4 protein-coding genes are annotated in these 16467 nt (G+C 49.8%); all 4 read left to right on the forward strand.

All coding sequences use genetic code 11. From position 1 onward, the window contains the following. The first annotated feature begins 2 nt into the window (after window positions 1-2). Window positions 3-13589, forward strand: a complete 13587-nt coding sequence (locus tag AACS90_RS05265; RefSeq protein ID WP_099121990.1) for a non-ribosomal peptide synthetase — start codon at window positions 3-5, stop codon at window positions 13587-13589. A 369-nt stretch (window positions 13590-13958) separates the two neighbouring features. Further along, window positions 13959-15296, forward strand: coding sequence for a cytochrome ubiquinol oxidase subunit I (locus AACS90_RS05270; RefSeq protein WP_099121991.1), 1338 nt, complete (start codon window positions 13959-13961; stop codon window positions 15294-15296). Then, window positions 15286-16293, forward strand: coding sequence for a cytochrome d ubiquinol oxidase subunit II (cydB, locus tag AACS90_RS05275; RefSeq protein ID WP_099121992.1), 1008 nt, complete (start codon window positions 15286-15288; stop codon window positions 16291-16293). The genes AACS90_RS05270 and cydB overlap by 11 nt, the downstream gene beginning before the upstream one ends. Then, entirely contained in the window at window positions 16274-16432 is a 159-nt protein-coding gene (locus AACS90_RS05280) for a DUF2474 domain-containing protein (protein ID WP_099121993.1), read from the forward strand. Before cydB ends, AACS90_RS05280 begins: the two co-directional genes overlap by 20 nt. Window positions 16433-16467: the final 35 nt, after the last annotated feature.

Below are 16467 nucleotides of genomic sequence, written 5' to 3' on the forward strand. Positions count from 1 at the left end.
AAATGTTGACGCTATTTAAAGAACTTAACAAAAATCAGGCATCAGTATGGGTTTATGAAAATAAGTTGAAACTGACATTCACAGGGGGAACTCCCCCTGATCAACTTATTGATCAAGTTAAACAGAAAAAAGAAAACATTCTTAATTTTTTAAATGAAAAAAATATCTTCTCAGTAGAAGACTTTAGGCGTTTTATTTCCCTTGAAAATTCGTCCCGTGTGCCTGCGACTTCATCCAATAACAAAAAAATTGAGGCTATTTTTCCTGCCACCAGCTTGCAACAAGGGTTTGTCTATCATTATCTTTCTCAGCCACAGGATGATGCTTATCGCGTACAACTGCTGTTGGATTACCACACCTCTATTGATGTTGACGCTTACCAACAAGCATGGACACTGGCTTCGCGCCGTTTCCCGATCCTCAGAACCGCTTTTGACTGGGAAGGCGAAATATTACAAATCGTCACAACTGGTGCCAGTATTGATGCGACAAATTTCAGATACGAAGACATTACCGAATTATCAGAAGAAGAAAAAAACAGGGCGATTGATACGCTTCAACAACATGATCTCACCCTGCCATTTGATTTACGTCAGCCCGGATTAGCACGCTTTACCCTGATTAAACAACGTCAGCAATTAATTACCGTCGTTATCACCCTACACCACAGCATCATTGATGGCTGGAGTTACCCGGTTTTATTGCAAACCGTTCATGGCTATTACAACGCACTCGTACAGGGCCACACGCCTGAAATCGTTGTAGATAAAGCTTATCTTAACGCCCAGCAATATTACCGCAATCATCAGGCCGATACGGATATTTATTGGGCTGAGCGCAAGGCCCAATGGCAGGGTACTAATGATTTATCGGCGCTGCTAAGCCACCGGGTTGACTTAACCCAGATAAAAGCGATTGAGAAACCGGCTGAACAACTACTCACTGTGCAGGGTAACGCTTATGAGCAGCTTAAAAACACCTGCCGGATACACGGGATAACGCTGAATGTCGCGCTGCAATTTGCCTGGCATAAACTGTTACACATTTACACCGCTGATGAGCAGACGATTGTCGGCACAACCGTCTCCGGTCGGGATATCCCCGTTGAAGGGATCGAATCCAGTGTCGGTCTTTATATCAATACACTGCCTCTGGCGGTGCAGTGGAAACAAACCGACAGCGTCGTCACCGTTTTACAACATATCCAGAAAAATATCGCCGACCTCAACAGCCACAGTGCCGTTTCTCTCGCCAGCCTGCAATCTGACGGAGAACGGTTATTTCACAGCCTGCTAGTGTTTGAAAATTACCCTGCTCCGGTGGCAGACGAGAACCAGACCGGCATCGAACAGACACTGACATTTCGCCGCGCAGTAGAAAAAGTGGATTATCCGTTGTCATTGATCGCGTATGAGCAAGATAACCGTTTAGTCATCAAATTTAATTATGGGAAAGACTGGCTGACTGATGAACAGGCATTACGCTTGCTGAGGCAACTCGAACGTATTCTGCACGAGGTTGCCTATCATCCGGAACAGTCTCATACCGCTATCACCTGTCTCAGTGAGGAAGAGCGTCATACGTTGCTGCACAGGTGGAACCAGACCGATGCGCCTTATCCGCAGGATAAAACCCTGCCACAGTTGTTTGAAGCGCAGGCGGCTCAACACCCTGATGCCACTGCAGTGGAATTTGAAGAACAGGTATTGAGCTATGGGGAACTTAACTGCCGCGCCAATCGTCTGGCTCACTATCTGATGACGCTGGGGGTAGGCCCTGACGAGCGTGTTGCCATTTGTGTTGAACGCAGCCCGGAGATGGTGGTGGGCTTACTCGCCATTCTTAAAGCGGGCGGGGCTTATGTACCACTCGACCCCGCCCTTCCGGACGAGCGACTGGCTCACATGCTTAGAGATTCGGCCCCCGTGGCTCTACTTACCCAGTCTACTTTTGCACAGGCTCTGGAGGCTGCTCTCCCCTCGGCCAGTCATACCGTATTACTCGATAAACAGCCGGCTTATCTCACCGACCAGCCAGTTCATAATCCGGATGTACAAGCACTGGCATCTCACCATCTGGCCTATGTGATCTACACCTCCGGCTCCACTGGCTTACCCAAAGGGGTGGAAATGCCGCAGTCCTCGTTATCAAACCTGCTGCACTGGCATCACCATACGCCTGAACACCCCACGACCGCCGGTAAAACCCTGCAATTTGCAGCACTGGGCTTTGATGTTGCGTTTCAGGAAATCTTTACCACGCTGTGTGAAGGCAGCTGTCTGGTGCTGATTCATGACTCCCTCCGCCGGGATCCCCAACAGCTTCTTAAACTGGTTCAACAACAACAGATTGAGCGGCTCTTTCTGCCTTATGTTGCTCTCCAGCATTTTGCCGAGGCAGTCAATCTGAGTGAAGGAGACGATCTTTCCTGCCTGAAGCATATTATTACCGCCGGCGAACAGTTGCGTATCACCCCCGCCATTCAGCGTCTACTGCGACGTGCTCGTCACTGCCGGTTACATAATCACTACGGCCCGACAGAAAGTCACGTGGTAACGTCATACACGCTGGACAAAGAGACTGAGCACTGGTCAACGTTACCGCCGATCGGGCGCCCGATAGCCAACACGCAAATCTATATTCTTGACCCGCATGGTCAGCCGGTACCGTGGGGAGTCACCGGTGAAATTTATATTGCCGGAAAAGGCGTTGCTCACGGGTATCTCAATCGCCCTGAATTAACGGCTGAACGTTTCCTGAGCTGCCCGTTCTCTAACGAGCCGGGAACACGCATGTACAAAACCGGTGATTTGGGTCGCTGGCTGCCCGATGGCAATATTGACTATCTCGGTCGCAACGATTTTCAGGTTAAAGTTCGCGGCTTCCGTATTGAGCTGGGCGAGATTGAAAGTGCGCTGATGGCCTATTCACAGATCAAACAGGCGGTCGTGATTGATCGTGAGCATCAGGGTCATAAAGTACTGGCGGCGTATCTGGTTGCCGAGGACGCAGTCTCCGATGAAATGCTGCTGGCGCACTTATCTGATCGGCTGCCGGATTATATGCTGCCGGCCAGTTTTACCTTTATCGACGCTATTCCGCTAACGTCAAACGGCAAAGTCAACCGTAGAGCCTTGCCCGAGCCGGTTTTCGGTAACAGAGACAGTTATGTCGCACCCCGCAATGTGTTGGAAACTCAGCTTTGCGCTATCTGGCAGGATGTTTTAGCGCTGGAGCGGGTCGGGATTGACGATAATTTCTTCCGTATCGGCGGCAATTCCCTGACCGCCATTAAGCTGATTGCCGCCATTCGCCGTACCCTGTCTACGGATATTTCACTGGCACAACTGTTTGAACTGAAAACCATCGCCGGGTTAGCCACACAGATGGACGCACAAATTCGCACGGTTATCCCGCCGCTGGCACAAGCGCGCTATCCCTTATCATTTGCGCAGGAGCGGATGCTGTTTATCGAGCAGTTTGAGCAGGGTTCTGATGTCTATCATATTCCGTATCTGGTTCAGTTGGCTCAGGAGGCTTCCCTGCCTGTACTGGAAGCCGCCATTAACCGATTAGCGGAACGTCATGCGGTGCTGAGCACCGTGTATCGCAGTGATGATCACGATCAGATGTATCAGCAGGCACTGGAGACGCATTTCGTGATCCCGTCTCAGGCCTGTGACGACAGGGCGACGTTACTGGCTAACGTCAGCAGCGAAATCGCGACCCCCTTTGATTTAGCCACCGAACCGAGCCTGCGCCTGCGGCATTATCAGGTCACAGACAGTCACTACCTCTTACTGTTATGGCACCATATTGCGATGGATGGCTGGTCCACCGATATCTTTATGGCGGAACTGGCGGAGGTTTACCACGCGCTGCAAGCAGGCCGAGACAGTCAGCTCCCTGAGTTAGAGATTACCTACGGCGATTACGCGGCCTGGCAACGGGATTATTTGCTGGGGGACGTCCGAGAGCAACAACTGACTTACTGGCAACAGACGCTGGCGGGCTATGAATCGCTGGCGCTGCCCACCGATCATCCCCGGCCGGCACAGGTCAATTATCAGGGACGGGATGTCCACTTTGCGCTGGATGCCCAGTTGTCTGAACAACTACGGACACTGGCAAGAACACAGGAAACCACCCTGTATACCGTGCTGCTCAGTGCGTTTTACGTCACGCTGGCAAAATTATCCGGACAGGACGATATCGTTATCGGCACGCCGACCGATAACCGTCACCACGCGCAAACCCTACCCCTGTTAGGCATGTTCGTTAACTCACTGGCCTTAAGGGTACAACTGCAACACACTGACAATGTGGCCGCGTTGATGACGCAGACACACAAACTGGTTACCGACGCCAAAGCCCATCAGGATATGCCGTTTGAACAACTTCTGGATGCGCTAAATATTGAACGGGATACCGCCCGCCATCCGCTATTTCAGGTGATGTTCAGTGTACAAACTTTTGGTGAAAATCCGTCAGACGGCAATCTGCCGTTTAGCCCGGTCGCACTGGATGAAACGTTATACAGCCCGGCCAAATTTGACCTGAGCCTGTTTTTGTCCGATGGCAAAACAGCGATTACCGGTTGCCTGAACTACGCCGTGAGCCTGTTTAACGATACCAGCATCACCCGTATCGCGGAGAGTTACCAACGGGTATTGCGCGCGTTTGTCGCCGACCAGCAACAACCGTTATCCAACATTGATATTTTATCGGCACAGGAACGTCATACTCTGCTACATCGCTGGAACCAGACAGATGCGCCTTATCCGCAGGATAAAACCTTGTCACAGTTGTTTGAAGCACAGGCGGCTCAGCGCCCGGATGCGATTGCAATTACCTTCGAACACCAAAGCATCAGCTATGGCGAACTCAACCGCCGCGCCAACCGGCTGGCCCATCATCTGATTGCTCTGGGCGTCAGACCGGATGATCGGGTTGGCATTTGCCTTGAGCGCAGTTTGGATATGGTGGTCGGGATACTGGCTATTCTCAAGGCTAGCGGGGCATATCTGCCTCTCGATCCGGCTTATCCCACCGAACGATTGAGCTATATGCTGGAAGATGCAACACCGGTGGTCTTACTGACGCAAACCTCACTGGCAGATAAACTGACCTCGTCAGTCCCCACCGTGTGGCTGGATAACTCGGCTCAGGGTTTTGACACGCAACCAGACACTAATCCGGATGCACAGGCACTGGGGCTGACTGCCCGTCATCTGGCTTACGTGATTTACACTTCCGGCTCCACCGGACAACCCAAAGGCGTGATGGTCGAGCACCGTAATGTCCTGCGTCTGATCATCAATAATGGCTTTGCGGATATCGGCCCGGATGACTGCGTTGCCCATTGTGCCAACCCTGCCTTCGATGCCGCCACATGGGAAATCTGGTCGGCCCTGCTGAATGGCAGTTGTCTGCATATTGTGCCTCATGCCGTAGTACTCGAACCCACCGATTTCCGTGAGGCACTGCGCAAAGGAAAAGTGACCGCATTATGGTTAACCGCCGGTTTATTTAATGAATACCTTGATACGCTGCAACCGGTGTTCGGGCAGCTCAGCTACCTGCTGGTCGGGGGGGATGTTCTTAATCCGCAGAAGATAAAACAGGTGCTGTCGGCAAACCAGCCACCTGCTCACCTGCTTAACGGCTATGGCCCGACGGAATCCACCACGTTTGCAACGACCTATGCGATCACGGCTCCGGTTGATGTCACACAGTCTATCCCGATTGGCCGCCCTATCGCCAATACCCGGATTTACCTGCTTGACGCCCATCAACAGCCTGTACCAATGGGCGTTTCAGGTGAAATTTATATCAGCGGCGAGGGTGTGGCACGGGGTTATCTGAACCAGCCCGAACTGACCGCCGAACGTTTCCTCACTGACCCGTATTCCTCAGCGTCGGGGGCAAAAATGTATAAAACGGGGGATATGGGGCGCTACCTGCCGGATGGCAATATCGACTATCTGGGGCGTAATGACTCTCAGGTTAAAGTTCGCGGCTTCCGTATTGAGCTGGGGGAAATTGAGAATGCGTTAGCGGCGCATCCGCAGGTCAAACAGGCCGTCGTGATTGACCGTGAGCATAGCGGGCATAAAGTTTTGGCGGCGTATCTGGTTATCGAGGACGCTGTCTCCGATGACATGCTGCTTACGCACTTATCTGATCGTCTGCCGGACTATATGCTGCCGGCCAGTTTTACTTTTATGGACGCTATTCCGCTCACACTAAACGGTAAAGTCAACCGCAGAGCCTTGCCGGAGCCGGTTTTCGGTCACAAAGAACATTACGTCGCGCCGCGTAATGCACTGGAAACCCAGCTTTGTGCTATTTGGCAGGATATTTTAGCGCTGGAGCGAGTCGGTATTGACGATAATTTCTTCCGTATCGGCGGCAATTCCCTGACCGCCATTAAGCTGATTGCCGCCATTCGCCGTACCCTGTCTACGGATATTTCGCTGGCACAACTGTTTGAACTGAAAACCATCGCCGGGTTAGCCACACAGATGGACACACAAATTCGCACGGTTATCCCGCCGCTGGCACAAGCGCGCTATCCCTTATCATTTGCGCAGGAGCGGATGCTGTTTATCGAGCAGTTTGAGCAGGGCTCTGATGTCTACCATATCCCGTATCTGGCTCAGTTAACTCAGGATACTTCGCTGCCTTTGCTGGAAGCCGCCATTAACCGATTAGCGGAACGTCATGCCGTACTGAGCACCGTGTATCGCAGTGATGATCACGATCAGATGTATCAGCAGGCACTGGAGACGCATTTCGTGATCCCGTCTCAGGCCTGTGACGACAGGGCGACGTTACTGGCTAACGTCCGCAGCGAGATAGCCATCTCTTTTGATTTAACCACCGAACCGAGCCTGCGCCTGCGGCATTATCAGGTCGCAGACCGTCACTACTTATTACTGTTATGGCACCATATCGCGATGGATGGCTGGTCCATCGATATCTTTATGGCGGAACTGGCGGAGATCTACCACGCCCTGCAAGCAGGCCATGGTAGCCCACTCCCTGAGTTAGAGATTACCTACGGCGATTACGCGGCATGGCAACGGGATTATTTGCAGGGGGACATCCGCGAACAACAACTGGCTTACTGGCAACAGACGCTGGCGGGCTATGAATCGCTGGCCCTGCCCATCGATCACCCCCGGCCGGCACAGGTCAATTATCAGGGACGAGACATCCACTTTGCGCTGGATGCTCAACTGTCTGAACAGCTACGGACACTGGCAAAAACGCAGGAAACCACCCTGTATACCGTGCTGCTCAGTGCGTTTTACGTCACGCTGGCAAAATTATCCGGACAGGACGATATCGTTATCGGCACGCCGACCGATAACCGCCACCATGCGCAAACGCTGCCCCTGTTAGGTATGTTTGTTAACTCACTGGCGTTAAGGGCACAGCTACAACACACCGATGGCGTGACCGCGCTGATTGCACAGGTACACAAACTGATTACCGGCGCCAAAGCCCATCAGGATATGCCGTTTGAGCAACTGATTGAAGCCCTGAACATTGAGCGGGATACCGCCCGTCATCCGCTCTTTCAGGTGATGTTCAGCGTGCAGGCTTTCGGTGAAAATCCGTCAGACGGCAATCTGCCGTTTAGCCCGATCGCACTGGATGAAACGTTATACAGCCCCGCCAAATTTGACCTGAGCCTGTTTTTGTCCGATGGCAAAACAGCAATTACCGGTTGCCTGAACTACGCCGTGAGCCTGTTTAACGACACCAGCATCACCCGTATCGCAGAGAGTTATCAACGGGTATTGCGCGCGTTTGTGGCCGACCAGCAACAACCATTATCCAATATTGATATTTTATCGGCACAGGAACGCCATACCTTATTGCACCGCTGGAACCAGACGGATGCGCCTTATCCGAAGGATAAAACCCTGCCCCAGTTGTTTGAAGCGCAGGCGGCTCAGCGCCCGGATGCGATTGCAATTACCTTTGAACACCAAAGCATCAGCTATGGTGAACTCAACCGGCGCGCCAACCAGCTGGCCCATCATCTGATTGCACTGGGCGTCAGGCCGGATGATCGGGTTGGTATTTGCCTTGAACGCAGTATGGATATGGTGGTCGGGATACTGGCTATTCTCAAGGCAGGCGGGGCTTATCTGCCCCTCGATCCGGATTATCCCGCGGAACGATTGGCCTATATGCTGGATGATGCATCACCGGTGATCTTACTGACGCAAACTGCACAGGCGGATAAACTGGCCTCGTCAGTCCCCACCGTGTGGCTGGATAACCCGACGCGAGGCTTTGACACGCAACCGGATACCAATCCGAATACACAAGCACTGGGGCTGACTGCCCGTCATCTGGCTTACGTGATTTACACCTCCGGCTCGACGGGGAAACCTAAAGGGGTGATGGTGGAGCACCGTAATATTCTGCGTCTGATTATCAATAATGGTTTTGCGGATATCGGCCCGGATGACTGCGTTGCCCATTGTGCCAATCCCGCCTTTGATGCTGCCACCTGGGAAATCTGGTCGGCCCTGTTAAATGGCAGTTGTCTGCATATTGTGCCTCAGACGGTAGTGCTCGAACCCACCGATTTTCGTGAGGCACTGATCAGGGGAAAAGTAACCGCATTATGGTTAACTGCCGGTTTATTTAATGAATACCTTGATACATTACAGTCTGTGTTCGGGCAGCTCCGCTACCTGCTGGTCGGGGGGGATGTCCTCAATCCGCAGAAAATAAAACAGGTGCTGTCGGCAGACCATCCGCCTGCTCACCTGCTTAATGGCTATGGCCCAACGGAGTCCACCACGTTTGCCACGACCTATGCAATCACCGCGCCGGTTGATGGCATGCAGTCTATCCCGATTGGCCGTCCTATCGCCAATACCCGGATTTACCTGCTTGACGCCTATCAACAACCGGTACCGATGGGGGCACCGGGTGAAATTTATATCAGTGGCGAGGGTGTGGCACGAGGTTATCTGAACCAACCGGAACTGACCACTGAACGATTCCTCGCCGATCCATTTTCCTCTGAGTCAGAGGCAAAAATGTATAAAACGGGGGATCTGGGGCGCTACTTGCCGGACGGCAGTATCGACTATCTGGGTCGCAATGATTTTCAGATCAAAATCCGCGGCTTCCGTATTGAACTGGGGGAAATTGAAAGTGCCCTTGCGGCGCATCCTCAGGTTAAACAGGTTATCGTGATTGACCGTGAGCATAGCGGGCATAAAGTTTTAGCTGCCTATCTGGTTGTTGAGGATGCTGTTTCCGATGACATGCTGCTTGCGCACTTATCTGATCGTCTGCCGGACTATATGCTGCCTGCCAGCTTTACCTTTATGGAGGCTATTCCGCTCACACTGAACGGTAAAGTCAACCGCAGAGCCTTGCCGGAACCGGTTTTCGGTAACAGAGACAGCTATGTCGCACCCCGCAATGTGCTGGAAACCCAGCTTTGCGCGATTTGGCAGGATGTGTTAGCACTGGAGCGGGTCGGGATTGACGATAACTTCTTCCGTATCGGCGGCAATTCCCTGACCGCCATTAAATTGATTGCCGCCATTCGCCGTACCCTGTCTACGGATATTTCACTGGCACAACTGTTTGAATTAAAAACCATCGCCGGGTTAGCCACGCAGATGGACACACAAATTCGTACGGTTATCCCACCGCTGGCACAAGCGCGCTATCCCTTATCATTTGCGCAGGAGCGCATGCTGTTTATTGAGCAGTTTGAGCAGGGCTCTGATGTCTATCATATTCCGTATCTGGTTCAGTTAACTCAGGATACTTCGCTGCCTTTGCTGGAAGCCGCCATTAACCGATTAGCGGAACGCCATGCCGTGCTGAGCACCGTGTATCGCAGTGATGATCACGATCAGATGTATCAGCAGGCATTGGAGACGCATTTCGTGATCCCGTCTCAGGCCTGTGACGACAGAGAGAGGCTGCTGGCTAACGTCCGCAGCGAGATAGCCATCCCCTTTGATTTAACCACCGAACCGAGCCTGCGCCTGCGGCATTATCAGGTCGCAGACAACCATTATCTCTTGCTGTTATGGCACCATATCGCGATGGATGGCTGGTCCACCGATATCTTTATGGCGGAACTGGCGGAGATTTACCACGCGCTGCAAGCAGGCCGTGATATCCAGCTCCCTGCGCTGGATATCACCTACGGGGATTACGCGGCCTGGCAACGGGATTATTTACAGGGGGATATCCGCGAACAGCAACTGGCTTACTGGCAGCACACGCTGGTAGGCTATGAATCGCTGGCCCTGCCCACCGATCACCCCCGGCCGGCACAGGTCAATTATCAGGGACGGGACGTCCACTTTGCGCTGGATGCCCAGTTGTCTGAACAGCTACGCACGCTGGCAAGAACGCAGGAAACCACCCTGTATACCGTGCTGCTCAGTGCGTTTTACGTCACGCTGGCAAAATTATCCGGACAGGATGATATCGTTATCGGCACGCCGACCGATAACCGCCATCATGCGCAAACGCTGCCCCTGTTAGGCATGTTTGTTAACTCACTGGCGTTAAGGGCACAGCTACAACACACCGATGGCGTGACCGCGTTGATTGCACAGGTACACAAACTGGTTAGCGGTGCTAAAGCCCATCAGGATATGCCGTTTGAGCAACTGATTGAAGCACTGAACATTGAGCGGGATACCGCCCGTCATCCGCTCTTTCAGGTGATGTTCAGTGTGCAGGCTTTCGGTGAAAATCCGTCAGACGGCAATCTGCCGTTTAGCCCAGTCGCACTGGATGAAACGTTATACAGCCCGGCCAAATTTGACCTGAGCCTGTTTTTGTCCGATGGCAAAATGGCAATTACCGGTTGCCTGAACTACGCCGTGAGCCTGTTTAACGATACCAGCATCACCCGTATCGCGGAGAGTTTCCAACGGGTATTGCGCGCGTTTGTCGCCGACCAGCAACAACCGTTATCCAGTATTGATATTTTATCGGCACAGGAACGTCATACCCTATTAACTATCTGGAATCAGACAGATACCCCTTATCCGCAGGATAAAACCCTGCAACAGTTGTTTGAAGCACAAGCCGCTCAGCGCCCGGATGCGACTGCAATCACCTTTGAACACCAAAGCATCAGCTATGGCGAACTCAACCGGCGCGCCAACCAGCTGGCCCATCATCTGATTGCACTGGGCGTCAGGCCGGATGATCGGGTTGGTATTTGCCTTGAACGCAGTTTGAATATGGTGGTCGGGATACTGGCTATTCTCAAGTCGGGTGGCGCGTATCTGCCTCTCGATCCGGCTTACCCCGCCGAACGATTGGCCTATATGCTGGAAGATGCAACACCGGTGGTCTTACTGACGCAAACCACACTGGCAGATAAACTGGCCTGCTCAGTGCCCACGGTATTGCTCGACAACCCTGCTCTGCACCTTGAGGCTCAGCCAGATAGCAATCCGGATACACAAGCGCTGGGGCTGACTTCAAATCATCTGGCTTACGTGATTTACACCTCCGGCTCCACCGGACAACCCAAAGGCGTGATGGTCGAGCACCGTAATATCCTGCGCCTGATTATCAATAATGGTTTTGCGGATATCGGCCCGGATGACTGCGTTGCCCATTGCGCCAACCCTGCTTTCGATGCCGCCACGTGGGAAATCTGGTCAGCCTTACTGAATGGCAGTTGTCTGCATATTGTGCCTCATACTGTCGTACTCGAACCCACCGGTTTCCGTGAGGCACTGATCAGGGGAAAAGTGACCGCATTATGGTTAACTGCCGGTTTGTTTAATGAATACCTTGATACGCTACAACCGGTGTTCGGGCAGCTTCGCTACCTGCTGGTCGGGGGCGATGTCCTCAATCCGCAGAAAATAAAACAGGTGTTGTCGGCAGACCATCCGCCTGCTCATTTAATTAACGGCTATGGCCCCACAGAATCCACCACATTTGCCACGACCTATGCGATCACCGCGCCAATTGATGGCATGCAGTCTATCCCGATTGGCCGTCCTATCGCCAATACCCGGATTTACCTGCTTGATGCCGCTCAGCAGATGGTAGCGCCGGGAGCCATCGGGGAACTTTATATCGGCGGAGCCGGTGTTGCCCGAGGCTATCTGAACCAGCCCAAACTCACAGCAGAAAGCTTCCTTCCTGACCCTTTCTCTTCCGTGCCAGAGGCAAGAATGTATAAAACGGGGGATCTGGGGCGCTACTTGCCGGACGGTAATATCGACTATCTGGGGCGTAATGACTCTCAGGTTAAAGTTCGCGGCTTCCGTATTGAGTTGGGGGAAATTGAGAATGCGTTAGCGGCGCATCCGCAGGTCAAACAGGCAGTCGTGATTGACCGTGAGCATAGCGGGCATAAAGTTTTGGCGGCGTATCTGGTTATCGAGGATGATGTTTCCGATGACATGCTGCTTACGTATTTATCTGATCGTCTGCCGGACTATATGCTGCCCGCCAGTTTTACTTTTATGGAAGCTATTCCGCTCACACTAAACGGTAAAGTCAACCGCAGAGCCTTGCCCGAACCGGTTTTCGGTAACAGAGACAGCTATGTTGCACCCCGTAACGCCTTAGAAAATCAGCTTTGTGCGATTTGGCAGGATATTTTAGCGTTGGAGCGGGTGGGTATTGAAGATAACTTCTTCCGTATCGGAGGAAATTCTCTGCTGGCGATTAAACTCACTTCGGCAATACGCCATAAAATGACCATTGATATTCCGTTAAATATTTTATTCAACTGCAAGTGCATTGCTTTATTATCCCAGTGGTTGGTAACGGATAATAAAAAAATCAGTTTACTTAATTTCCTAACACCAGAATCAATGGCAATGGATAAACTATTTATGATTCACCCCGCTAATGGCGGTAGCGAATCCTATGCTCCTCTGGCAAATATATTAGCGGATAGCTACAACTGTATTGGTATCGATAATTACAATCTCAGTACAGATAACCAAATAGATTCATTACAAGAATTAGCTAATATTTATATGCAGTTAATTCTGACGGAAATCTCTATTAACCAACCTATCCGGATCTTAGGCTGGTCATTAGGTGGACAGTTAGCGATGGAAATTGCCTATCAATTAGAACAGATTGGCGTACAAAAAATCCAGTTGTTCTTATTAGATACGGTAATTAACAACGCTGAGACTAAAATACTTAGAAATAACATCGATATATCAAACTCGAATCTATTACTCGCTGATAAACTACAGGAAATGGGTGCCAGTGAAACCTATATCAATAAAGTATTGAAGGCTGCACCATTTGAATACAAAACCGCTGATTGTGACTTAAGTGGAATATTAAAACATACAAACATTACACTATTCAAAGCAGGTGAAATCAATCCTGATTATAATGATGTCTCGCAAGTAAAGCTGGCTGAATCAATCATAAAAGTGACTGATAATAATATTTCTCAATGGGCAACCACCCCATTAGAAGTTATATTATTGAAAAATCACCATCATAATAACATTCTTGAATGTACTTCTGTTATTCGCAAAGAAATAATTAATGCATTAGGAGTTAAGGAAACATCGTTAATATAAATTAATTTGATAATGATTAATGAGGCTGGTATTACCAGCCTCTTATTCAATAAAGTATCCGGTCAGGTAGCTCTGTGGATTGTTTGGGTATTCTTCAATAGTTTTTCTCTTTAAATCCTTTTTTATCATTGATATAGGATACAGTTGTCACCCTAAATATAAGTATCAATAGTAAAATATTTATTTTCATATCATTGCTTCTACAAGTTCAATGTTTCTATATTGTATTCAATATGTTAATCAATTGATTCTATTAAACTGTTATATTAAATATATAAAAAATTGTTACTGTTATATATTAAATATCCATGCTTTACTCATTCGTACTTTTTCATTGGGTTTTCTTATAACAAATAGAATGAGGTAACTATGTTCGGGTTAACTGCCCTTGAACTTGCAAGGATACAATTCGCATTTACCGTTTCTTTTCATATTATCTTTCCCGCTATTACGATAGGTTTAGCCAGTTTTCTTGCTCTGTTGGAAGGCTTATGGCTGAAAACACGTAATACAGACTACAAAACGCTATACCACTTCTGGGCAAAAATCTTTGGCATTAATTTTGGTATGGGCGTGGTTTCCGGTTTAGTCATGGCCTATCAATTCGGCACTAACTGGAGTTTTTTCTCTGATTTTGCCGGAAGCATCACTGGCCCGTTATTAGTTTATGAAGTGCTTACCGCGTTTTTCCTTGAGGCCGGGTTTCTTGGCGTTATGCTATTCGGCTGGAATCGGGTGGGTGAAAAACTTCATTTTTTCGCCACCTGCATGGTGGCACTCGGTACAATTATCTCTACATTTTGGATACTGGCTTCCAATAGCTGGATGCAGACGCCACAAGGCCATGAAATTATTGATAATCAGATTGTCCCCGTAGATTGGCTGGCCGTTATCTTCAACCCTTCTTTTCCTTATCGTTTGCTGCATATGGGAACAGCAGCATTTCTCGCTTCAGCATTTTTTATTGCTGCCTCCGCAGCCTGGCATTTGCTGAAAGGCCATGATTCGTCAGCCATGAAAAAAATGCTCTCAATGGCGATGTGGCTGATTCTGATCATTGCTCCATTACAGGCATTTATCGGTGATTTACATGGCCTGAATACCCTGAAACATCAGCCTGCCAAAATTGCTGCGATGGAAGGCCATTGGGAAAATCATCCCGGCGAAGCCACGCCACTGATTATATTCGGTATTCCCGATCAGGAAGCAGAAGAGACTCGTTATGCCGTCAAAATTCCCTACCTCGCCAGCATTATCCTGACACACAGCATTGATAAACAGGTTCCGGCACTGAAAGAGTTTCCACCAGAAGATCGTCCTAATGCTTTTATGGTGTTCTGGTCATTCCGGGTTATGGTCGGACTGGGATTATTAATGATTCTGGCAGGAGTCTGGGGATTGTGGCTGCGCTATAAAAAACGTTTGTACCAGAGCCGGACGTTTCTCCGCTTTATGCTCCTGATGGCACCTTCTGGCCTGATTGCCATACTAGCCGGATGGTTCACCACGGAAATCGGCCGTCAACCGTGGGTTGTCTATGGATTGATGCGTACGAAAGATGCGGTCTCTGCTCATGGTGAATTCCATATGAGTATCAGCCTGCTTATCTTCTTTGTCGTCTACGGCGCTGTTTTCGGTGCTGGTTATGCTTATATGATGAAACTTATCCGTAAAGGACCCAATAAGGAGTTAACAAATGGGTATTGACCTTCCTCTAATCTGGTTCCTGATTATCATCTTCAGTACCATGATGTATATCGTGATGGACGGCTTTGATCTTGGTATTGGTATCTTATATCCCATGGTTAAGGGGCAGGCAGATCGTGATTTAATGATGAATTCTGTTGCCCCCGTCTGGGATGGTAACGAAACCTGGCTGGTGCTGGGTGGCGCAGGTTTATTTGGCGCTTTTCCTCTGGCCTATGCGGTGATTCTGGATGCGTTGGCGATCCCATTGACTCTTATGTTATTAGGGCTGATATTTCGCGGCGTAGCGTTCGAGTTCCGTTTCAAATCAGCGCCGAAACATCAGCCGATTTGGGATAAGGCATTTATTGCCGGTTCAATCATTGCGACTTTTATACAGGGTGTCGTCGTCGGTGCTGTTATTGAAGGCTTTCCTGTAGAAAATCGTACCTATATTGGCGGGAGTTTCGACTGGCTTTCACCCTTTCCATTATTTTGCGGTTTTGGTCTGCTTATCGCTTATGGGCTACTGGGATGTGGCTGGCTGGTGATGAAAACCGAAGGGCATTTGCAGCAAAAAATGCTCAGGCTGCTGCGTCCATTAACTTTATTGATGCTGATAGTCATCACTATCGTCAGTGTCTGGACACCGCTTTCTCAGCCAGCTATTGCTGAGCGCTGGTTTAGTCTGCCTAACCTGTTTTTCTTTCTGCCTGTGCCATTACTGGTCTTATGGTCAGGCTGGAAACTGCTGGTTGCGAACCAAAAGAGCGGTCATTACACGCCGTTTTTAGCAGCATTATTACTCGTATTCATGGGGTTCAGCGGGTTAGGGATCAGCATCTGGCCAAATATCATTCCCCCTTTTATCAGTTATGAAGAGGCTGCATCTCCCCCTGAGTCTCTGGGTTTTATGCTTGTCGGTGCACTATTTATCATCCCAATAATATTGACTTATACCTATTGGAGTTATTATGTCTTCCGAGGAAAAATCACCCATGAACAAGGCTACCATTAACACAGAACATTCACATTCTCCGCTATGGAAACGATTGGGCTGGATGATAACTATTTGGTGTTGTAGTGTATTAACGCTTTATGCCGTTTCGACTTTATTCCGTTTCTTAATGACAGCGGCGGGAATGAAAGTGAAGTAATTATTCATTTTCTGCCTGATTTTATTAGAACATAA

The sequence above is a fragment of the Xenorhabdus sp. KK7.4 genome, assembly GCF_963876465.1.
GTDB lineage: Bacteria > Pseudomonadota > Gammaproteobacteria > Enterobacterales > Enterobacteriaceae > Xenorhabdus > Xenorhabdus stockiae.

Excerpts from the sequence above, each read along its gene's own strand:
- AACS90_RS05280 (WP_099121993.1), top strand. The coding sequence starts at position 16,274 with ATGAACAAGGCTACCATTAACACAGAACATTCACATTCTCCGCTATGG.
- cydB (WP_099121992.1), top strand. The coding sequence starts at position 15,286 with ATGGGTATTGACCTTCCTCTAATCTGGTTCCTGATTATCATCTTCAGT.
- AACS90_RS05265 (WP_099121990.1), top strand. The coding sequence starts at position 3 with ATGTTGACGCTATTTAAAGAACTTAACAAAAATCAGGCATCAGTATGG.
- AACS90_RS05270 (WP_099121991.1), top strand. The coding sequence starts at position 13,959 with ATGTTCGGGTTAACTGCCCTTGAACTTGCAAGGATACAATTCGCATTT.